General features: G+C 69.5%; 12 protein-coding genes and 1 pseudogene. 6 read left to right on the top strand and 7 right to left on the bottom strand.

Annotation, left to right across the window (positions count from 1 at the left end):
- Positions 1-15: 15 nt before the first annotated feature.
- On the bottom strand, positions 16-1,242 hold the full coding sequence (locus AB5L52_RS45785) for a M20 family metallopeptidase (RefSeq protein WP_351577833.1): 1,227 nt from the start codon (positions 1,240-1,242) through the stop codon (positions 16-18).
- 118 nt (positions 1,243-1,360) lie between these two features.
- Here AB5L52_RS45785 and AB5L52_RS45790 point away from each other — a divergent pair, with 118 nt between their 5' ends.
- Positions 1,361-2,422, top strand: a complete 1,062-nt coding sequence (locus AB5L52_RS45790) for an Lrp/AsnC ligand binding domain-containing protein (RefSeq protein ID WP_351577831.1) — start codon at positions 1,361-1,363, stop codon at positions 2,420-2,422.
- Positions 2,423-2,825: 403 nt separating this feature from the next.
- Here AB5L52_RS45790 and AB5L52_RS45795 read toward each other — a convergent pair whose 3' ends face one another.
- Positions 2,826-3,059 carry a hypothetical protein gene (locus tag AB5L52_RS45795; protein ID WP_351577830.1) on the bottom strand — a complete coding sequence of 78 codons (234 nt, stop codon included), beginning with the start codon at positions 3,057-3,059 and terminating at the stop codon, positions 2,826-2,828.
- A gap of 390 nt (positions 3,060-3,449) precedes the next feature.
- On the opposite strand from AB5L52_RS45795, the pseudogene AB5L52_RS45800 reads away from it, so the two are divergent.
- Both AB5L52_RS45800 and AB5L52_RS45805 read left to right on the top strand, forming a co-directional pair.
- Positions 3,450-4,004: pseudogene (locus tag AB5L52_RS45800) on the top strand (alpha/beta fold hydrolase); the annotation flags it as partial.
- Positions 4,005-4,492: 488 nt separating this feature from the next.
- A complete protein-coding gene (locus AB5L52_RS45805) occupies positions 4,493-4,780 on the top strand; it encodes an alpha/beta hydrolase (RefSeq protein WP_351766556.1) in 288 nt (95 codons plus the stop codon).
- A 291-nt stretch (positions 4,781-5,071) separates the two neighbouring features.
- Here AB5L52_RS45805 and AB5L52_RS45810 read toward each other — a convergent pair whose 3' ends face one another.
- Positions 5,072-7,606, bottom strand: coding sequence for an amino acid permease (locus tag AB5L52_RS45810; protein WP_351577829.1), 2,535 nt, complete (start codon positions 7,604-7,606; stop codon positions 5,072-5,074).
- A 606-nt stretch (positions 7,607-8,212) separates the two neighbouring features.
- Here AB5L52_RS45810 and AB5L52_RS45815 point away from each other — a divergent pair.
- The gene (locus tag AB5L52_RS45815) at positions 8,213-11,014 is read left to right on the top strand and encodes an AAA family ATPase (RefSeq protein ID WP_369369153.1); all 2,802 of its coding nucleotides are present in this window, start codon (positions 8,213-8,215) and stop codon (positions 11,012-11,014) included.
- Between the two features lie 571 nt (positions 11,015-11,585).
- On the opposite strand, the gene AB5L52_RS45820 is transcribed toward AB5L52_RS45815, so the two are convergent.
- The 3 genes from AB5L52_RS45820 to AB5L52_RS45830 are packed head-to-tail and all read right to left on the bottom strand — an operon-like array spanning position 11,586 to position 19,016.
- Entirely contained in the window at positions 11,586-12,164 is a 579-nt protein-coding gene (locus AB5L52_RS45820; RefSeq protein ID WP_369369154.1) for a PleD family two-component system response regulator, read from the bottom strand.
- Positions 12,161-16,132: a response regulator gene (locus tag AB5L52_RS45825; protein ID WP_369369155.1), complete on the bottom strand. Its 3,972-nt coding sequence runs from the start codon at positions 16,130-16,132 to the stop codon at positions 12,161-12,163. The genes AB5L52_RS45820 and AB5L52_RS45825 overlap by 4 nt, the downstream gene beginning before the upstream one ends.
- Before the next feature lie 25 nt (positions 16,133-16,157).
- A complete protein-coding gene (locus AB5L52_RS45830) occupies positions 16,158-19,016 on the bottom strand; it encodes an AAA family ATPase (RefSeq protein ID WP_351577817.1) in 2,859 nt (952 codons plus the stop codon).
- A gap of 211 nt (positions 19,017-19,227) precedes the next feature.
- On the opposite strand from AB5L52_RS45830, the gene AB5L52_RS45835 reads away from it, so the two are divergent.
- Together AB5L52_RS45835 and AB5L52_RS45840 are read left to right on the top strand one after the other, a co-directional pair.
- Positions 19,228-19,977 carry an ATP-binding protein gene (locus AB5L52_RS45835; RefSeq protein WP_369369156.1) on the top strand — a complete coding sequence of 250 codons (750 nt, stop codon included), beginning with the start codon at positions 19,228-19,230 and terminating at the stop codon, positions 19,975-19,977.
- Between the two features lie 165 nt (positions 19,978-20,142).
- Positions 20,143-20,478 (top strand): hypothetical protein, encoded by a 336-nt coding sequence (locus tag AB5L52_RS45840; protein ID WP_351577808.1) that lies wholly within the window; start codon positions 20,143-20,145, stop codon positions 20,476-20,478.
- A gap of 81 nt (positions 20,479-20,559) precedes the next feature.
- On the opposite strand, the gene AB5L52_RS45845 is transcribed toward AB5L52_RS45840, so the two are convergent.
- Positions 20,560-20,994: a hypothetical protein gene (locus tag AB5L52_RS45845; RefSeq protein ID WP_351577805.1), complete on the bottom strand. Its 435-nt coding sequence runs from the start codon at positions 20,992-20,994 to the stop codon at positions 20,560-20,562.
- Positions 20,995-21,094 lie beyond the last annotated feature (100 nt).

Below are 21,094 nucleotides of genomic sequence, written 5' to 3' on the forward strand. Positions count from 1 at the left end.
AGGCAAGGGGCGGGGTCAGCAGGCGCTGGCGCAGGCGAGTACTTCGGCCGGTTGTGCGGCCAGTCGGCGGGTGGTGAGTCGGGCCAGGAGGGCGGCGCCGTCGCTCAGCACGCCCTCGTCGAACTCCACGTAGGAGGAGTGGTTGTTCGCGACGGTCGAAGGGTCGGCGCCGGAGGGCGTGGCGCCCAGCATCACCAGGCTGCCGGGAACCTCGGCCAGGACGCGGGAGAAGTCTTCGGCGCCGGTGAGCGGGTGGGTGAGCGGCTGGAAGCGGTGCTCGCCGAAGGTGTCGTTGACGGTGTTCTCGACGAAGGCCGTTTCGTACTGGTCGTTGACTGTCACCGGGTAGCGCGGGGTGAATTCCACTTCCGCATGCAGACCGTGGGCGGCGGCGATCTGCCGTACCAGGGTCACCACCGCGTCCTTCATCCTGCCCTGTGCCTGGGTGGAGAACGTGCGCACGGTGCCCTCGAAGCGGACGTTTTCGGGGATGACGTTGCGGCGGGTGCCGGCGTGGAAGGAGCCCACGGTCAGGACTACCGGGTCGAACGGGTCGCAGGTCCGGGAGACCATCGTCTGTAGCGCGGTGACCATCTCGCATGCCGCGGGCACAGGGTCCTTGGCCCGGTGGGGCGCCGAGGCGTGGCCGCCGGCTCCTGTGACCGTGACGTCCACGTCGTTGGTGGCGGCCATGGTCGGGCCGGTGCGGGCCATGAAGACGCCGGTGGGGAATCCGGTGGTGAACACGTGGAGCGCGTAGGCCGCGGCGGGACGACGGCCTGCCGCGTCCAGGACGCCTTCGGCCAACATCGCACCGGCACCGTCGTAACCCTCCTCGCCTGGCTGGAACATCAACACCACATCTCCCGTGAGGTCTTGACGACGGGAAGCGAGCAGGTGGGCAGCGCCGATCAGCATCGTGGTGTGCAGGTCGTGACCGCAGGCGTGCATCGCACCGTCCACGGTTGAGGCAAAGTCCACATTGGTGAGCTCCGGCAGCGGCAATGCGTCCATGTCGGCCCGCAACAGTACCGTCGGTCCCGGCTTGGCACCGCGCAGTACGGCGGTCACGGAGGTCAGTCGGCTGCCGGTGGAGATCTCCAGCGGCAGGCCGTCCAGCGCCGCGAGCACCTTCTCCTGAGTGCGCGGGAGGCGAAGCCCCACCTCCGGTTCGGCGTGCAGGCTTCGCCGCAGCCGTACCAGATCATCGCGTAGAAAAGCCACGTCATCGAAACTCGTCATATCAGAAAGTGCACCTCCGAAAGACTGCGGCCGGATTCGAACAGCCGATGTCATTAGGGTGGACAGGAGAGCCTCATTACGGCGTAGGTTGACGAAAAGATTCACGAGACGAGGTTTTGTGCAGGATTCGTTCACTCTCGAAGAGGCCGATCTGTCGCTGATCAATGTGATGCAGATCGCGCCGCGGGCCACCTGGACGGAAGTGGGCGAGGTTTTGGGCGTCAATGCGGTGACCGCGACCCGGCGCTGGGAGCGTCTGTCCGCCGAGAGGGTCGCGTGGGTGACCGCCTACCCGGGCCTGTCCTGGTGGACGGAACGCCACTGCCTGGCCTTCATCGAGGCCGACTGCGAGCCCAGCGCGCGGCAACAGGTGGTCGACACGCTCGCCCACGTGCCCCAGGTCGCCTCGGTCTCCCAACTCGCCAACGGCCGCGACCTGTTCCTCGTCACCCTCTTCACCGACCTTGAGGCACTGTCACATTTCGTACTCGACCACGTCGGCCGACTGCACGGCGTGCGCGCCACCCGCACCCACACCGCCACCCGCTTCTACAGCGAAGGCAACAAATGGCGGCTCCAGGCCCTCTCCCCCGACCAGCGCACCCACCTGGCCCGACACACCCGGCACAGCCCTGCCAAGGACGATGCCTTCCCGGCATCAGGCCGCGACGTGATGCTCGCGCTCGGCCCCGACGGGCGCCGCACCATCGCCGACCTCGCCCACCTCACCTCCCACAACGTGTCCACCACCCGGCGTCGCCTGGAACGGCTGATCCACGGCGGCCTCGTGTCCTTGCGCTGCGAAGTCTCCGACGTCATCAGCGGCTGGCCCATCAGCGCCTACTTCTGGGCCAGAGTCCCGCCCCAAGACCTCGACAAGACCGCTCAATTGCTGCTCGCCCTGCCGGAGATCCGGATGTGCGCCGCGATCACCGGGACAGACAACCTACTCATCATCGTCTGGCTGCGCTCCCTCGGCGACAGCCAACGGCTGGAGACCAAACTCGCCGAACGCATCCCCACACTCACCCTGGCCGAACGCGCCATCGTCCTGCGCACCACCAAACGCATGGGCCGCCTGCTCGACGGCCGCGGCCGCAGCACAGGCACCGTGCCCATCAACCCCTGGGCCCACGAGACGACCTGGCAGCCGTCGCCCCGTAAGCGGACGCGTGGGTAGGACCCGTTCCTCGCTCTCAGCCCCACGCAGACCAAGGTGACGAGTTGAAGATCTGCACACCTACTTTGGGCCCCGAGGCCAGCTCTGGAGGTCAGCTCGCTGCTGCGGTAGGGCGTGGGCTGACCTGCGGATTGCTGTAATCGGCAGTACAGGGCGTCTTTGAGGCCGACTGCACACCAGTTTGAGGCAGCACCTGCGCAGTGTGTTAATGCCGACGGTCCAGCGGGGCATCACAGAGACCTTGCGAAGGGTGTTGACCGCCCGGGGGAGCCAGCAGTCTGCCGGGGGCACCGGGCGCAGTACGCCTGCGGCACTGCTGGCGCCGATGCTCCGGCAGGATCCGCCATCAGCGCCCCTGGTGCGGTGCCCAGGGAGTTGTCCGCCGCATCGGAGGACAACCCGGTCAGCATGCCGGCTCCCGGAAGTCACCGCTGCGCCAGGGGGCGACGTCGATGCCAGCAGTGTCCAGCAGCGCTCCGCGCCAGCGGCGTACGGCCTTGTCGGTGACGGCCGCGGCCAGCACCAGATCGCGGGCCTGCTGCTGCCCGTCCGCGCAGACGACCCATGTGTGGCTGCCACGCACCACCTGGGTGGCGACGGTGCGGACGGTGGGGATGGTGACGGTCCACTGGTACATATCCGATACCTGTTTGTCGAACGGAGGAAGCGTGCCGTGTCATCGCACGCCCGGACCGGTTAACTGACCGGTCATGGCCGGTTCCCGGCCTCGGCCTGACACCCACGATCCCCGCCGCGGCCCGGCGCAACATCCGCCACGTGGCGCAGATGTCCACCACCGGCTCTCACGGAGTCGCCTGACAGGCGACATACCGGGTAAACATGAATGAATGGTGATGCGCCCTATCGCAACTGTGTCCGGTCTGTGTACTGCCTCCGCGTGCTCCTCGCCACAGGGTGCAGCCTCAGCCCGACGGGTTCCACAGGTTCCCCGGGCCACCGTCCCACGGCACAACGTTTTGCGCCCAGCAGCCTGGTCTGGAAGGGCTGTGTGCTGCCGGGGCAGCCGATGCGCCGGTGCACGACGGTGAGCGTGCCCGTGAATCCGGCAGATCCGCAAGGGCAAAAGATCGGGATCGCCGTATCGCTACTGCCCGCAGCCGACAGCAGCAAGAGGATCGGGGCTCTTGTGTGGAATCCGGGCGGGCCGGGGATCGCGGGGTCGTACGTCCCAGCGGCACAGTTGCCGCAGGAGCTGGCCCAGCACTTCGATCTGGTCGGTTTCGACCCCCGGGGCTCGGGGCGGAGCGGCGCCGTACCCGAGTGCGGGCAGGACGACGCCGTCACCAAGGCGCTAGAGGGTGGCCACAACGCGGCGGCAGGCACTGCGGCGCGTGCGTACGCGGACGCCTGCTCAAAGAAGCTCGGCGCGCTCGCGGGGCACCTGGGCACGCGCGCCATGGCAGAGGACCTGGACGCGATCCGCGCGGCGCTCGGCGAGGAGCGGCTGAGCCTGCTCATGGGCTCCTACGGCACACTGCTCGGCCAGCAGTACCTGGCGGCGCATCCGCAACGCGTCCGGGCCATGGTGCTCGACCGAACGATGGACCCTGCGGTTTCGGGTGTACACGCGGCCCTGGACGCCTCAGGGACCATCGAAGACAAGTCGTACACAGGTGGCAACGCCGAGGAGGCGGCGCGCCAGCAGCTCCAGTCCGTGCTGTCCGGCTTCACCCTATGGTGCAAGGACAACGCTTCCCGCTGCCCTGTGCACAAGGACCCGGTGGGCCACGCACTCGCCGCAGGCAGCGGTGACGACAAGGGCCGCAAGCAGGTCCTGGCCGCGGCGGCCGCAGCCGGGTACATGCCGGAACGCTGGCCGGAACTGGCCCACGCACTGGACGCCGCGGGGCACGGCGACCGCACGGGCCTGCGCGAGCTCGCCGACAAGGGGTTCCCCGAACAGCTGGGGCCGAAGCGAGCTCGACCCTTGATCTGGGCTACGACCTGGGTGTCTACTGCACCGATTTCGCATGGGCGGACACCCCGACCGCCATCGCCGACGCCTTCCACAAAGCCGACAAGGACTCGTCCTCCACCGCAGCCGAGTATCTGCCCTGCGCCTTCTGGCCGGGCAGGGGCGCACCGCTCGGCGCGCTCAAGGCTCCGCCGTCCACGCCGCGCCCGCTGGTCATCAACGGCACAAACGATCCTCGTACGGGACTCTCGGGCGCCCGGACGGTCGCCCAGCGCCTCGATGCGAAGCTGGTGACCTTCCAGGGGCGCACCCATGTCGCGACCCAGAACGGAGTGGAGTGCGCGCAGCGGACGGCAGCCCGCTACCTGCTGACAGCAAGCACACGCAGTCAGCGGTGTCCCCCGCTCTCACTGCCCAGATAGTCGCGTTCACGGATCTCGGCCAGCAAATGCGTGATGGGCACATCGGGCCGTCCGTGAGTCGGCGTCAAAGGTGGCCGCGTGCGAATGGTGCCTGGTGCAGACCCAATCGGTCGACAAGGGCAGCCAAGATGCCCCATCACCTACGGGAGGATGCCCAGTACGCGCAACGTTCTCTGGTGCGCGCTCCCCGTCCCCACGTGAGATCAGCAGGCGCTTGGCGGTGCGCGAGGTGGACAACTCCTTGGCGACCAGGTCGGCTACGTCGCGGAGCGCTGGCGGTGAGGGCATGCCCTACGTGGCGCCGGGCTGGGAGTCCTCGGCCGGCAGCTCCTGCTCGGTCCAGATGGTCTTGCCTGCGTCCGTGTAGCGCGTGCCCCACCGCTGAGTAATCTGGGCGATGATGAACAGACCGCGGCCGCCCTCGTCATCGCTGGCGGCGTGGCGGAGATGGGGTGAGGTGTGTCCGGTGTCGGAGACCTCGCAGATGAGGCTCCGGTCGCGGATGAGCCGGACGTGGATGGGCGCGCCGGCGTAGCGAATGGCGTTGGTGACCAGCTCGCTGACGATCAGTTCGGTGGTGAACGACAGCTCTTCCAGCCCCCACTCGCCCAGTTGCCGGGTGGTCGTGGTGCGGGCATGCGCGACTGCTGCAGGGGCGGTATCCAGCTCCCACACGGCCACCTGGCCCGCGTCGAGAATTCGCGTGCGGGCGAGGAGCAGCGCCGCGTCGTCGTCCACGGGGCCGGGGAGCAGCGTCGCCGTCGCACGCTCACAGAGTTCCTCCAAGGGCTGCCTGTGGTCAGCGAGGATGTCGGCGAGCAGGCCGTGTCCCACTTCGATGTCGTCGGCGGCCTGGATGAGGCCGTCGGTGAACAGGGCGAGGATGCTGCCCTCGGGCAGCTGGAGTTCGCAGCTCTGGTAGGGCAGGCCGGGCAGTCCCAGGGGCGGGCCTGGTGGCACCTCGGGGTAGGTGACGGCTCCGCTGTCGGGGTTGACGACGGCGGGTGGTGAGTGGCCCGCTCTTGCCATGCTGCATTGTCCGGACACGGGGTCGTAGACCGCGTACAGGCAGGTCACCGCGGGGACTTCGTCGCCCTCGGGTCCCGGGCTTGCCTTGCCGTGGGTGCTTGCCCTCTCCTCCATGGTCTGCCCGACCACGTCGTCCAGGTATGCGAGGAGTTCGTCCGGGGCGAGGTCCAGCCGGGCGAGGACCCGTACGCTCGTGCGCAGGCGTCCCATGGTGGCGACGGCGTGCAGTCCGTGACCGAGTACATCCCCGACGACCAGGCCGACGCGGGTGCTGGAGAGTGGGATCACGTCGAACCAGTCACCGCCCACCCCGGACCGGCTGTCCGCGGGCATATAGCGGCTCGCCAGTTGGACAGCCGTCTGTGCTGGCAGGCTTCGGGGCAGCAGGCGTCGTTGAAGTCTGAGGACCGCCGTGTGCTCCCGTGTGACGAACGGCATCAGCACAAGGCCGAGCAGCAGCGCTCCCAGGCCCACGACGGTCACCCCGCCCGTTCGTCCGAAGAGCGGCAGGTCAAAGGAGGTCGTGCCGTATTCGGGGCTGGCGTAGACGACGAAGGCGGCGTAGCAGAAGAAGTAGAGCATCATGAGCCCGCCCAGCCCCGGAAGCAGTCCCTTGAACAGAAGGTCTCTGCGGCTGCGGGTGAGAACCCTGCGGTGGTACCAGGCGCAGGCGAAGCCGGTGAGGCCGTAGTAGAACGCGATGGCGAGGCCGATGGAGCTGATGGAGTCGGCCAGCACGTTGTGGCTGAGCGCCGTGAGCAGGACGAGGAAGCCGACAGACACCAGGCCCATGCCGACGGTCGACCAGGTCGGGGTGAGATATCTGTGGTGCACCCGGGCGAAGCGGGAGGGGACGGCTTTGTGCGCGGCCATGGAGAAGACGGTCCGGGCCAGGGGCAGGATCGTGGTCAGGGTGGAGGCGAGGGAGGAGGTCAACACCATGAGGATCAGCAGCTTGGTGAAGATCCTGCCGGGTCCGTGGCTGCCGAAGACGGCGGCGCCCAGTCCGGAGAGTACGTCCCCGGAGTTGTTTGTGTTGCCCAGCCCGATGCCCTGGCTGCCGACTCCGGCGAATGCCTGCGCGGAGGTGGAGACCAGACTGTAGATGATCAGCAGAAGCACGGTGGAGATGATCGCTGCACGCCCGGGGGCGTGTCTGCTGTCGATGGTTTCCTCGTTGACCGTGATGGCGGTGTCCCAGCCCCAGTAGACGAAGACGGCGGCGAGGATGCCTGCGGTGAATGCTTTGGCCGAAGCCACATGGAGGGGGTTGAACCAGGAGGCGGAGACGTGCATCGCGGTTGCGGGATTGCCGGTGTAGACCTTGATCAGGGCGGTCACAGAGAAAAGGATTAGCACTGCCACCTCGACGGACAGGAGCCAGCGCTGGACGGCAGCCGAGATCTCGATGCCGACGTAGCAGACCGCGGTCATCACGCTGATCCAGACAACGCCCGCGACGGTGGTCCACAGCCTGCTGCCCGCGAGTGAATCGAATCCCAGGAGCCGGAAGCCGTAGATGCCGGCGATCTCCGCGAGGTTCGCCATGACGATGACGTCGGCGACGATGATGCCCCAGCCGCCCATCCAGCCGGCGCGGGGTCCAAAGGCGCGGCTCGCCCAGGTAAAGGTGGTCCCGCAGTCGGCATCGCTCGTGTTGAGTTCCTTGTAGGCGTAGGCGATCAGCAGCATCGGGAGGAAAGCGAGCATCGTGATGATCGGGGCCTGGAGGCCGACGCCCGCCACGATCAGGCCGAGCGTTGCCGCCAGGCTGTAAGCCGGAGCGGTGGATGCCAAGCCGATGACAACCGAGGACCACAGTCCCAGGGCATTGGCCTTGAGCCCTTTCTCACCTGCGCCGGCGCCCAGTGCAAGCGGCACGGCGGACTCGGCAGCGTAGCCGAAAGGCTTCATACCTGATCCCAACTCCGCATCTCGCTGGCGCGCAACGCCACGGCCGGGACACCTCCCCCGCCGCTGCCGGCGCCCAGCCTGGGCCTCGCGCACCCAGGCCATGCGTTCCGCAAGGCCGGGCCTGGGCACGCTCCTGCGCGGTGGCCGCTCCGGTCCACGGGCGCATGCTCCGAGACCAGGCTTAACGATCACCATATTCCCTGCAGCCGACGCAGGCTGCCAAAGAAACGGCGGAACGCGGCTTGTCGGGAAGGGGCGAACCGCCGCCGCAGGCTGGGACGGCAGGCAGCGGCGCTGTGCCTGGCCTTGCCTTTCCCGGTCAGCCCCCACCGTCCCGTCGTGTTGCTGTTGCAGGAGGTGGCCGACGGCGCGACGGCGGTGTACGTACGCTGTGGCTGCCGGTCGTCCGCGGCCCGGCCCCGTGTGCCGGCCTGTGCTGCGCCGTCGTAGGCAGCGCGTCACGCTGTCTGTGATGGGATACTGCGGTGTATGGCGACGAGCGTCGCAGGCGGTCCTGGTGCGTCGGCGCCGGTGGGCCGTGAGGACGAGGTGTGCACGGTCGTGGAGGCTGCTCGCCGGGCTGTGGCCGGGCAGGGTGGCGTCGTCTTCGTCACGGGCGAGGCCGGTATCGGCAAGACCACGCTGGTTAACGCCGTGCTGGCCCGTCTGCGGGGCCTTCAGATGCAGGTGTACAGCGGCACGGCGGACATGCTGGAGGCCCGCTGGCCGTTCAGTGCGATCACGGACTGTCTTCAGGTGTACCGCCGCAGCCCAGACCCCGAGCGTGCACGTCTTGCCGTTCAGATCCACCCCGAGATAGACGGCACGGCGCAGCCGGCAGCCGGCGATGACATCGGGCTGGTCCAGCAGGTGATCGCGCTGGTGGAGGACGACTGTGAACAGTCCCCGCTCGCGTTGGTGCTCGATGATGCGCAGTGGGCGGATCCGCAGAGCGTGATGTGTCTGCAGCGTATCGGGCGGCTGGCCCGGCAGCTGCCGCTGCTGGTGCTGGTGGCGATCCGTTCCGGGCCGGGCACACCCCAGCTGGACGACCTGCTGGAGAGCTGGCGCAAGCGTGGCGCCGTCATCATCGCCCTGCAGCCGTTGGAACAGCCGCAGGTGGAGAAGCTGCTGACGAACCTGGCCGGTGCCGTGGCCGGCCCGCACCTGCGCCGCCTGGCCGCGGATGCGGCCGGCAACCCTTTCTACCTCACCGCACTGGTCGAGGCCCTGACCGCCGCCAAGGCGCTGTCGGTGGACGGCAACCAGGCGGAGACCACCTATGTGAGCGGCCCGGACTCCTTGCACGAGGTCATCACCCAGCGGCTCACGTTCCTTCCCGACCAGGTGGTGGGGGCTCTGCGAGCCGCCGCATTGCTCGGCAGCCGGTTCTCGGTCAGTGAGCTGGCGGCCGCGACCGGTACACCCCCGCATGAGCTGGTGGCCTGGCTGGAACAGGCCGAACAGGCCGGGGTCCTCATCGAGACCGGGGAGCAGCTGGCCTTCCGGCACGACCTGGTCCGTCAGGCGATGGAGCAGACGATGAGTGTCTCGGCCCGCCAGGCGATGCACACCCGGCTCGGTCTGGCACTGGCCGCGGCCGGGTACCCAGCCGAGCGCGTCGCCGACCAGCTGCGGCGCTCCCCGGCCGCACTCGGCCACGCCGGCTTGGACTGGTTGGACGGCGCCGCCAGCCAGCTGGCCGCCCGCAACCGCGACATGGCGCTGGAACTGTTCGAGCGGATCCTGCCCACCACCGACCCGGCCGATGCGCGGGTGCAGCGCCTTTATGTGCTGTGGGCCGAGAACCTGCTCGCCCAGGGCCACACCGACCAGTGCCGCAAGGTCGCCACCTGGGCTCTGGAGCGCTGCCAGGACCCGACGCTGCGCACCCGCCTGCGCTGGACCCTCTTCCACCACGCCACCGCCCATGACCTGCGCCTGGCCGAGCAGGCGGCGGACCATCCCGACACCACCCCTGCCGAGCGCCTGCGGTTTTTGGCGTTCCGCGCGCTGTGCCTGTGTGACGACCTGGGCGAGTACGAGCAGGCCGCACGGCTGGCGGAGCAGGTGCGCGGCCAAGCCGCCGACCTTGGCGAGCAAACCGCCCTGTCAGAAGCCCTGGCAACCCTCGCCCTGGTTGAACTATGTTCCAAGAACCGGCCCAGCACCGCGCTGGCCCTGCTGGAGCAGATACCGCACGGCCGGCGCAACGTCGACACCTTCCGGGCCGCCGCCCTGCTGGAGCTGGGCCGGCTACCGGAAGCGCTCGCCGCCGCGCGCCAGTCCTCCGTCTGGCCGGCCGAACCCGAAACCGCAGGCGACATGCTCTGGCGGCACCTGTATACGGCTTGCGTGCAGTTCGTCGGCGGCTGGTGGGACGACGCCCGCGCCGAGGTCGAGGCGGGCCAGGAACTGCCCGAGTACGGCGACGCGCACCGGGGGCTGCACGGTCTGGGAGCACTGATCGCGCTGCACCGCGACGACGCGGCCGCCGCCGAGGCCTACCTGGGCCTTTCGCCCTTGCGTGATCCCTATGTCACCGCTGATGCGTTCACCGGCTCCATGCTCCGCTGGGCGCACGCGGTCCACGCCCAGTATCGCGGCCGCACGCAGCGGGCACTGGAGCTGTTCGAGCACCTGTGCCGCGACGACGCCCGCGACCTCCCGGCACTGTGGCTGGCCGGACTGGCCCCCGAAGCCGTCCGCCTGGCCCTCGAGGCCGGGGAGCGGGATCGCGCTCTGGACCTGCAGGCCCTGGTGCTGGAGCAGGCCAAGCAGGCGGAGCCCGGCCTGCTTCAGCCCGCCGTGCTCGCCTGCCAGGGCCTGTTGGAACAGGACCCCGATGCCCTGCACACCGCCGCCAGCCTGTGCGAAACGCTTCACCGGCCCCTCGCTCAGGCACGCTGCCACGAGGACGCCGCCGCCGTCCTGGCAAAACGCGACCACCGCGACGACGCCTGCCGACAGCTGCGCCAAGCCGCCACCGGCTACCAGCAACTGGAGGCGGCCTGGGACCTGGCCCGCGTCAGCGCCGCCCTGCGCACCCTCGGAGCCCGCCAAGGCGTCCGCGGCCCGCGCGGCCGCCCCAGCCACGGATGGGAAGCACTGACCGCCACCGAACGCAAGGTCGCCGATCTGGTCGCCCAGGGCCTGTCCAACCCCCACATCGCCGAACGCCTGTTCATCTCCCGCCGCACCGTACAGACCCACGTCTCCCACATCCTGGCCAAACTCGACATGAACTCCCGCGTCGAAATCGCCGCCCTCGCCGCCCAGCACACGAACTAGCCCTCCCCTCGCGCCGGCACCACAGAGCCGCCCCCAGCAAGCGATTCGCCCCTCAGCCGTTCAGCCAGCGTGGGCCGGTCCCGTATGCCGGAAACCTTGAAAGCCAAAGCCACAAGGCGGTTGCGTGCCTGCCCGGTATGTGGACCCGAGAACCCAAAAAGATCCTTCTCCGTCGGTGATACGGCAGCAGACGAGCCCGCGATGACGACGAACGCGAGGACGCCCCCGGTCCTCATAGCAACCCGAGGGCTGTCACAACGGCCGAACATGTCCCCGGCCACGATCCCAGCCGCGTCAGTGAGCACGCGGGCCGGCGCTGCAGCCGCCCTCCACACAGTGATCGCTGGCACACCGCGGTCCAGACCAGGGCACTTGCCGGACCGGGGCCACTGGCCCGACAAGCCGGACCGAATACCACTGCCGACCGTGACCCGCCCGGCCCTCGCACCCGCTATGAACCGGCGGCTCCCAGAGAAGGTTCCCGCAGCGTCCAAGGCCCGCAGGCAGGCTCTGTGGACCGGCATGTCGGCCGGGACCAAAACCCGGTTTTGATCACAACCACAGACAGTCCCTAGCGGTAACCGGGGGCGAACGTGGTGGCGATGACTCGTTGCAGGATTCGCGCGCACTCCCCGAGGCGGTCGTCGCGGTCGGCGACGGCCTGCAGCGTGGCGGGCTTGTATGTGCGGCTCTCGACCGCGGTGAGGGCGTCGATCAGGATGCCGAGCTGCGCCCCGAAGTCCTCCTTCTCCTCCTTCACCCGCCCCAGTTGCTTGCGGACCAGGATGCTGTCGACGCGGGCCATCAGAAGGAGGGAGTTGAGCGGCTTGGGGAGGTAGTCCTCGGCTCCCAGCTCAAGGCATCGCATCACGCTGTCCATCTCGTCCAGCTGCGAGATCATGATCACCGGGGTGTCCCGCAGCGCCGGATCGCCCTTCATGACCTCAAGGGTGGCGAAGCCGTCCATCTGCGGCATCAGGATGTCGAGCAGTACGAGGTCGAAGGGCTCCGTGCGCAGCAGGCGCAGTGCCTGCTGTCCGTTCTCCGCGGCCGCGGTGTGGATCCCGTTGATCTCCAGCCGGTAGGTCAGCATCATGCGGTTGGTCCGGTCGTCGTCCACCACCAGCACGCGGCGTGTCTCCCGGGTCATGACGTGAGTTCCTCTCGCAGTTGCTCCAGGGCCTTGCGGAACCTGCCGTACTCGGTGTGGATGCGCGGCACCAGCGGCAGGGCCTGGTCCAGGTCGCCACCCTTGGCCTGCTGTTCGAGGTCGGTGCACAGGGCGGACAGACGTGGCGCGCCGAAGGTCGCCGCGTTCGATCGCAGCGTGTGGGCCGCACGGCGGACTTCGGCCGGATCGCCTGTGGGGACGCCCTCGCGGATGGTGTCGACCAGGGCGGGTGAGTCCTCAAGGAACACGTCGATGAGTTCGGCGGCGAAGCTGGGGCGCAGTGAGTCCACGAGTCCTCGCACGGTGGTGGCGTCGAGCGCCTGCTCTTCGTTGCCCACCGGGGACGGGACGTTCGCGCCGGGGGGTGGCTCGGTGCCGGCGTCGCCTGCCGTGTCGGCGGGTGGATGGTCCTGGCGCGGGCAGCGGTCGAGGGCGTGGGACAGTTCCTTCAAGCGCAGCGGTTTGCTGATGTAGTCATCCATGCCTGCGGCGAGGCAGGCTTCGCGGTCGCCGGGCATGGCGTTGGCGGTCATGGCGATGATGCGGGGTCGTGCTCGATCGCGCCATTCCTGGTGGATGCGGCGTGCTGCCTCGAGCCCGTCCATGATGGGCATCTGGACGTCCATCAGGACCACATCGTAGGGCTGCTGCCGCAGGGCCTCCAGGGCCTGAACGCCGTTCTCGGCCACCTGCGCGACGTATCCGAGGCGTTTGAGCATGTGCAGCTGAAGCAGTCGGTTGGTTTCATTGTCCTCCGCGAGCAGGATCTTCAGGTCATGTCCTGGTGTGGGCTGTTCGCACGGCTGCGGCGCTGCCGGGGCGGCGGGGGCCGGCGGGCGGGCGGGGGGCAACTGCCGGCTCCGTAGTGCGCGGCGCAGTTCGTCGTAGAGCTGGTCGGCTTTGATGGGTTTGGTGTGGTGGCACTCGAACTGGTCGAGGTTCTCGCTGGTGCGGCGGCCCACCGAGGTGAGCAGGATCAGGGGTAGGGCGGTTCTGTCCCGCCAGCGGCGGATCTCACGGGAGAGGGCGGCGCCGTTCATCTCGGGCATCATGTAGTCCAGGATCCCGATGTCGAACGGGTCACCGCGGCGGATCCAGTTGAGGGCCTGGCTTGGCGACTCGGTGGCGCGGACGACCATGCCCCAGGACTCACCGTGGAGCGTGAGGATCATACGGTTGGTGGCGTTGTCGTCGACGACGAGCAGGCGCTTGTCCTGCAGGTCGAGGGCTTCGATCTGCTTGGTGTCGACCCGCACGGTGGCGGGGACGTCCTGGGTGCGGATGGTGAAGTGGAAGGTGGAGCCCTGGCCTGGGCTGCTTTCCGCCCACATGGTGCCGCCCATCAGCTCGGTCAGGCGACGGCTGATAGCCAGGCCGAGGCCGGTTCCCTCGAAGCGCCGGTTGCTGGAGGTGTCGAGTTGCTCGAATGCCTGGAAGAGCAGCCGTATCCGGTCAGCGGGGATGCCGATGCCGGTGTCGCGGACGGCGAAGTGGAGCCACAGGCCGTCGCCGTCGGCGTGCTCGGCGTCCTGGCGCTCGCCGGAGCGGTTGGTGTGGCCGTCCGGGACGGGTGGTGATCCGGCGTCGCGGCTGACGGACAGGACCACCTCGCCCGCGGGGGTGAACTTCACTGCGTTGCTGAGCAGATTGCCGATGATCTGGCGCAGGCGGACAGGGTCGCCCATCACTTCGGGTGGGGTGCCGGGACTGATGATGTAGGCGAGGTCGAGTTCCTTCTGGGCAGCCCGGCTGGCGACCATGTCGAAGGCGGTCTCGATGCAGTGATGCAGGTCGACGGGTTTGTTGTCCAGGTCCAGCTTGCCGGCTTCGATCTTGGAGAAGTCCAGGATGTCGCTGATGATGACCAGGAGGTTCTCGCCGCTGTCGTGGATGATTTCGGCGAAGTTGCGCTGCTCGCCTTGGAGCGGGGTGCCGAGGAGCAGCTCGGTCATGCCGATCACGGAGTTGAGCGGGGTGCGGATCTCGTGACTCATGGTGGCCAGGAACGCGCTCTTGGCCTGGTTGGCGACCTCGGCGTTCTCCTTGGAGATCCGCAGTTGCTCGGCTGCGTGCGCCCGTTCGAGGACATGCCCGAGCTGGGTTCCGACGTTGAGCATGAGTCCGCGCGTGACGTGGTCCGGTTCGGTGGGTCCGGGGGCGAGGAAGTCGAGTACTCCTGCGACCTGCGCGCCTTGCAGGACGGGGAATGCCAGGTAGGTGCGCAGATCGATCCCGGCGGCCCTCCGCTTGGCGGCGAGGGCCGGGTCCTGGTCGATGTCGGTGATCCAGGCGGGCTGTCCGCCGGCCTGGAGGCGTTCGGAAACCCCAGCGGCCGGTGAGGCATGGAGGGCGTCCATCAGGTCCATGACGTGCTGGCAGGGGGAGATACTGATGTGCCAGACCGGGGAGCCGGTGGTCGCGGCGACGTCTTCGCGGTCGGGTGCGTCGGGGAGCGACGGCAGAGAGTCCGTGGCCAGGCGTGCGCGACCGACCGGCCACCGGGTGTAGGAGCAGACCAGGCCGAGGATGTTCTGCGCTGCCTGCTCGGGCGTCACTGCCACGTTCGCGGCGGAGGCGACGCCTCCGAGCATTTCCAAGGAGGCGTTGCGCTCGTCGAGCTGCCGGGTGCGCTGGCGGACCTTGCCTTCGATGGCGGTGTAGCTCGCCTGGAGCCGCTCGGCCATGCTGTTGAAGGCGGTGGCCACCGTGGCGATCTCGTCGCGGCTCTTGACGCGTGCCCGCCCTCCGAGGTCGCCCCGGGTGAGGGCTTCGGCGGCGCCCGCCAAGTTGCCCAGGTCCTTGACCATGCGGCGGCTGATGGCCGCGGTCAGGACGATGACCAGGGCGAGGACGAAGGCGATGCTGAACAGGGTGACAGTTCTGCGGAGGACTTCGAGGTGCTGACGGGTGTGCACTATGGCGTTCGCCTGGCCCCACAGTGCCTCCGCGAACTGGACGTTGGCGTGCTGCGCGGCGGACGTCAGGCCGGCGTAGGCGTTCGCAGACACGCCCGGTCGGCCCGAGGCGGGCAGCTGGCCGCTGAACGCGGTCAAGCTGGCGACCGACTGGTCGAGGCGCTGGAGCAGGGGGCCGAGCGTGGGCTGGAGATTGCGGTTGTTGTTGTGGTGGTGGAGGGTCTCGACGAAGGCGCGGGACATGTTGCGGCTGAGCTGAGAGACGTCCTCCTTGAGGGCGCTGCTGATGCTGTTGACGGCGCGCACGCCACCGGGGGTGACCGTGGGCTGCTGCAGGAGGGTTTCGGTGGTGTCTGCCAGGTCGGCTATGCGATCGGTGATAATCGGTTCCCACAGGCTCATGGCGATCAGTACGTAGCTGGTGTCCAGGTCGGGGTCGAGGAGCAGTTTGCCGTGGTCGCCCGCGTAGGCGATGAGGTCCACGAGGTTGGTGGACAGCTGGTTGTACTGTGCTTCGCTGCTGGCCAGGTCGCGTCGCCCGGTCTTGATGTGGTCCCACTCGGTGGTCAGTGAGGCGGGCAGCAGCCGGGACATCCTGTGCTGCGCCAGGGCGGTGCTGGAGGTGTCCAGAGATGACCGCAGCGACTGGTTGACGGCGTTGAGTGAGGCGAACTCCCGGTCGATGGCGTGCTCGGTGTCGGTGATTTGGCTGGGTGCGACGGGCTGGCCGGTCAGTTGGCGCCGCACCAGGGTCCGGTGCGTGGAGACGTCCTGCAGCAGGCGGTTGAGCGGGTGGATGTATTTCAGTCCGTTGATCTCAGCCCTGGACAGGGCGATCCGGGTGTTCTGCTCACGGATCAGGTAGGCGGTCGTCAGACCCAGGGGCAGTATCAGGGCGAGGCAGATGGCTGCCAGCTTGTGCCAGATACGCGGTGTGAACGGCGGGCGCGAGACCGTTCGTTCGCCTTCGGCGCGGGGGGTGCCGACGGCCTGCTCGGTGGTCCGCCCCTCTGGGTTCGTGCTGTGGTGCATGTTGTATCTCCCAGGAGGGGGCTGCTCATGTGGGCGCGGGCAGGTGGTCGGCTAGCTGGCGTCGGCTCGTGATGTCGAGCTTGCGGTACGAACTGGCCAGGTGGGCCTCGACCGTCTTGGGCGTGACGAACAGCGCTTGGGCGATCTCGCGGTTGGACCGGCCGGCGGCGGCCAGCTCGGCGACGCGCAGTTCGCTGGGGGTCAGGGACTCGACGCCGACGCCAGCATGGCGGCGCGGGCGGGCGCCCGCGGCCTTGAGCTCGGCGGTGACCTGCTCGACGAGCGGCTCGGCACCGCAGCGGCGGGCGATGTCGAGAGCCTCGGCGAGAATGCGCTGGGCGGGCCTGCGTTGGCCGCCGCGCCGCAGGGCGGCGCCGTATTCCGCGGCGGCCTTGGCATACTCCAGTCGGGCCGGTGTCGATTGGAGTCTGCGCGCTGCCTCCTCGAGGAAAGCAGTGCTCTGCTCGCCTTGGTGGACGAGCCCCGCTGTTCGTAGCGCCCGTCCCCAGGCCAGGGGCGCGCTCCAGCCGTGGGCGAGCCGGACCTCTTCCAGGGCCAGCGGCTGGGCTTCCTCGTCCCGGTCCAGCAGGTGCAGGCACAGTGCCGCCTCAGACTGCCAGGGCAGTACGGCGGGGTTCTGCCCGCCGGCCGCCACGAAGGCATCTCCCGCCGCCATGGCGGCATCGAGGGCCTTGCCCGGGTTCGCCTGCAGGCGCAGCAGCCGCGCGCGGCGCAGCAACAGGTGATAGATGAGACCGGTCCGGGGGGGTGCGTCGACGCCCACGGCCCAGTCCAGCGCCTCCTCGGCCGGGCGCATGCGGCCTTGTTCCAGCAGGATGTCGGCGAGGATCGGGCCGAGGACGAGCCGGTGCAGGCTGATGCCGGCGGTCTCCGAGGCGAGGACGGCGTCGCGGGCGTCGGCTTCCGCCTCTGCCAGGCACCCGCGGCGCAGCCGGGCCAAGGCGCGGTAGGTGAGGGCGGCCGTCAGGCTGCTGGTCGAGCCTTCCTGGTAGGCCTGGGTGACCGCGCGGTCCAGGCTGGTCAGGGCTTCGGGCAGGTCCGCGCAGATCAGCACCCACCATGCCAGGGCCAGCGGGGTCGCGCCGCCGGCCTGCCGGAGCAGTTCCCCGTCCTCCAGGGCCCGCAGTGCCCGCGGCACCGCGCGGGGGTCGCCGACGACCAGGTCGTGTCCAGCGATCACGCAGTCCAGGAATTTTCCTCCCAGGGTGGAGCCTGGGCCCAGCAGCCGCTGTCGGCCCACATCGCGCAGGATGTCCCGCCGCAGCTCGGGGGCGGCCGGTTCGAACAGGGGGACCGAGAGGATGTCGGCCTGCAGCCTGGCGCTGAGGTCCGGCTCGTCGGGGGGAAGCCGGCTCAGGGCCTCCCGCCAGACCTCGAGCGCCTGCGGAATGCACTGCGACAGCAGCAGCCCGTTGCCCAGCAGGCTGGCGATAGCGGCGCGGCGGCGGATGTCGCTGGCGAGCGACATCGCCTCCCGCAGGTAGCGAACGGAGGCATCGGTATCGGTGAGCTGCAAGGTCCGCCCCAGTTGGTGCAGGACCTCCAGGCGCTGGTCCCGGCCTGACGCCTCGCCCAGGCACCGCCGCAGGTAGGTCGCTCCCGCCTGCGGTGACCCCCGGCTGCACGCGTCGTGTGCCGCGCGCATCAGGACGGGGACCAGGCGCGGCTCGGCGGTGGACGGCAGGCGCAGCAGGTGCGCGGCCACTTTCTCGGCCTCGGCCCCGGCTCGGGACAGCAAGTCCGCGGCTTCGCGGTGTGCCTTCCAGGTCTCGTCGGTGGTCATGGCCTCGTAGACCGCGGTGCGAACCACGGGATGGCTGTAGCCGATCACCGCGTGCGGCCCATGGCCGGTCCCGGCGCGCAGCAGCTCGATCCGCTGCAGGTCGGCCTTGGCCTGCGTCGCAGCGCTCAACGGCAGGCCGGCCAGCGCCGCAGCCTGGTCGAGAGGGACATCCTCACCCAGTACGGCTACCGCCCGGGCCAGCGCCATGTCCCGGGCCGGAAGGCGCCGAGTCCACAGCGACACCCAGCGGGCGACGGCGCGTGGCCCCAGGGCGGCTACCTGCCCGGCGTTCGCCGCTCGCGGCGCGACGTGCTCGAGCACCAAGTCGGCCACCGTCTCCTTGAGCAGCAACGGGTTGCCGCCGGTGGCACTGTGGCAGGCGGCCAGGAAGGCTTCCTCCGCCTGCTCGCCCGGTGCGCCCTTGGCGAACTCATCGCGCACCAGACTGCGGGCGGCGGAAGCGCTCAGCGCTTTGGGCCGCAGCAGCCGGCAGGCCGGGTCGGTGATGATCCGTTCCAGCAAGTGCCACTCGGTGCCGGGCTCGGCGGGGTGCAGGGCCACCACGACGCACACCCGGAGGGTGTCCAGTCGTGGCAGCAGGTAGGCCAGGTAGCGCAGCGAGGCACTGTCGGCCCAGTGCAGGTCGTCCACAAGCAGCAGCACCGGGCGCTGCTCGCACAGGTTGCAGACGAGACACAGCAGTCCGTGCCGGATCGCGAAGTCGGCGTCGCCGCTGCGGTCGGCGGTGACGGCTCCGAAGACGGGCGCGGCCTGGCCGGCCGCGCCTGACAGCAACTGCTCACGCTCGGCGGAGCCGCCGGTGGCCAGCACCGGTTCGAACAGCTGGCGCACGATACCGAAGGCGAAATCGTGCTCCAGTTCCATACCGCGGGCGGAGACAACGTGGAACTCGGAGGACACGGCGAAGTTGCGCAGCTCGGCGAGCAGCCTGCTCTTGCCGATACCGGCCGGTCCCTCGATCGCCGCGAGCCCCCCTTCTCCGCTCTGGGCCCTGCTGACCAGGTTGGTCAGAGTGGCGATCTCGGCGTCGCGCTCGTACAGAGCGGTGGCCCACCTCACGTGCCCAGTATGCGCCGGTAGGCATCGGCGTGCCGCCCGTCGCCTGCGCTGCCACGGTTCCCGGCCTGTCAGGGTCGTGGGACACCCGGCAGCTCAGGGACGGTCAGGGTGCTGGCCGCGCCGTTCGGGTGGTCTGGGGGGCCGGAGGTAGGGCGAAGGTTAGGGGGGTTCCCGAATGTTCGGAGGCGGGCCCGTCTCTAAAACGGATCACATGAACGAATCCCCGGCCCTACCTCGGACGATCATCGTGAACGGCTTCTTCCGGACCGCGCCCGCCACCGAAACCGCCGACCAGCATCGGCCCGCAGAGATTGGCCACGTGCCGCCCGAACGCCACCATCCGGTGGTCGAGCACCGGGACGAGTACCCGCTGCCGCACCATGCCACCGCGGCCGCGGAAGCCAGACGCCACGCCCGGCAGGTGCTGGCCGGCTGGGGCCTTGCGGAGGACGTGGTCTTCGACGCCCTGCTGGTCGTCTCCGAACTGGTCACCAACGCGGTCGAGCACGCGCTGCCGCCCGTCGCCCTGTGCCTGCGGACCAGCGCCGCCACCGACGGGCCCGCCGCCGTCCGGATCAACGTCACCGACGGCGGCCCCGCCCCGCAGGACGGGGCGTGGACGAGAAGTTGCGCGGCCGATGAGCACGGGCGCGGCCAGCAGATCGTCAACGCACTCGCAGAGCACACCAGCGCCCGCAGGTGCGGTCACGGCAGCGACTACGGTGCCACGCTGCAGCAGTGCGACCCGATAGTCGTGGAGGTCGCGGTGAGCGCGGAAGCAGCGCGGCGGGCTGGCCCACCCTACGCCCACCCCGGGGAGGACGCTTGCGACACGGGACGAGGACTTGCCCTGGCCAGCCGGAGCCGGGAGCTGGACCTGCTGACGGCTCTGCTGTCAAGGCTGCCCGCGGTCGCGCTGATGGAGGAGGCAGGCATGGGCAAGTCCCGGCTCGTCTACTAAAGCCGCCCGGGCCCTGCGCGGGCAGGGCACGCGGGTGCTGATGGGGCACTGCCCCCGCTGCGTGAGCCGCTGCCCTTCGGCCCCGTACTGGAGGCGCTGTCGGCGGTAGGCGGCGGCTGCCGGACGCAGACCGGCTCGCCCCCCCAGACCGGTGTCCTGTCCCGGTTGCTGCCCGCCCTCGCCGACCACCTGCCGCCGCAACCGTCGGATCCACGGGCGGGCCACTTCCAGATCCTCGGGGCGGTGCGCCGGATCTTCGCAGCGCTCGGCCCGGCGGTGCTGGTGGTCGAGGACCTGCATCGGGCCGATCGGACCACGCGGGAACTCCTGCTGCTGCTCGCCCGTAACCTGCCCGAAAGCCTGGGACTGGTCCTGACCTACCGCCGCGAGGACCTTCCGTCCGCCACTGCGGTGCTGGGCGCGCCATACCACCGTCCGCCGGGAGTGAACGGCGTGGAGTTCTCCCTGCAGGCGCTGACCGAACAGGACGTGCAGGACTAGGTGCGCAGGACCCCGGGACCGCGAGCCGACCGCGCCGTCCACCGACGCAGCGCCGGGCTGCCACTGGTCATGGAGGAGGATCTACGCACCCTCACTGAACAGGCCCGGGGCGGTCAGGACAGCGGTGAGGAGATCGCCGCCTTGGAGCGTGCCGAGACACCCCGGGCCGTACGCGAAGCGATGCTCAGCCGGATGACGGAGCTGTCCGCCAGCGCGCTGAACGTGGTCCGCGCCGCGGCCGTGTTGTCCGTCCCGCCTGGTCCTCGCGCAGGTCGCCAGCCTGGACGCCGAGCGGACCCCGGCCGCGGTGGCGGAGGCCCTGCAGGCGGCGGTACTGCACGAGAGCGACCCGGGACGGTACGGGTTGGCCACCTCCTGGCCCAGCAGTCCGTCTACCGCGACATCCCCGGCCCGTTCCGCGAGGGCCTGCACCGCCGTGCCCGCCAGGCCCTGCGCGCGCACCCCGTCACTGGTCCACATCGCGCACCACACGAGGGCGCTGGGTGACGCCGCCACGGCCGTCCTCCTCCTGTATGCCGTCCTCGCCCAGCCGCACCTGGCGCCCAGCGCCACCCTGGTGTGGACACCCGTGCGTTCCTGCAGAGCGCGGTCCTGT

Origin of the sequence: Streptomyces sp. CG4, assembly GCF_041080655.1 — a bacterium.
Taxonomy (GTDB): domain Bacteria; phylum Actinomycetota; class Actinomycetes; order Streptomycetales; family Streptomycetaceae; genus Streptomyces.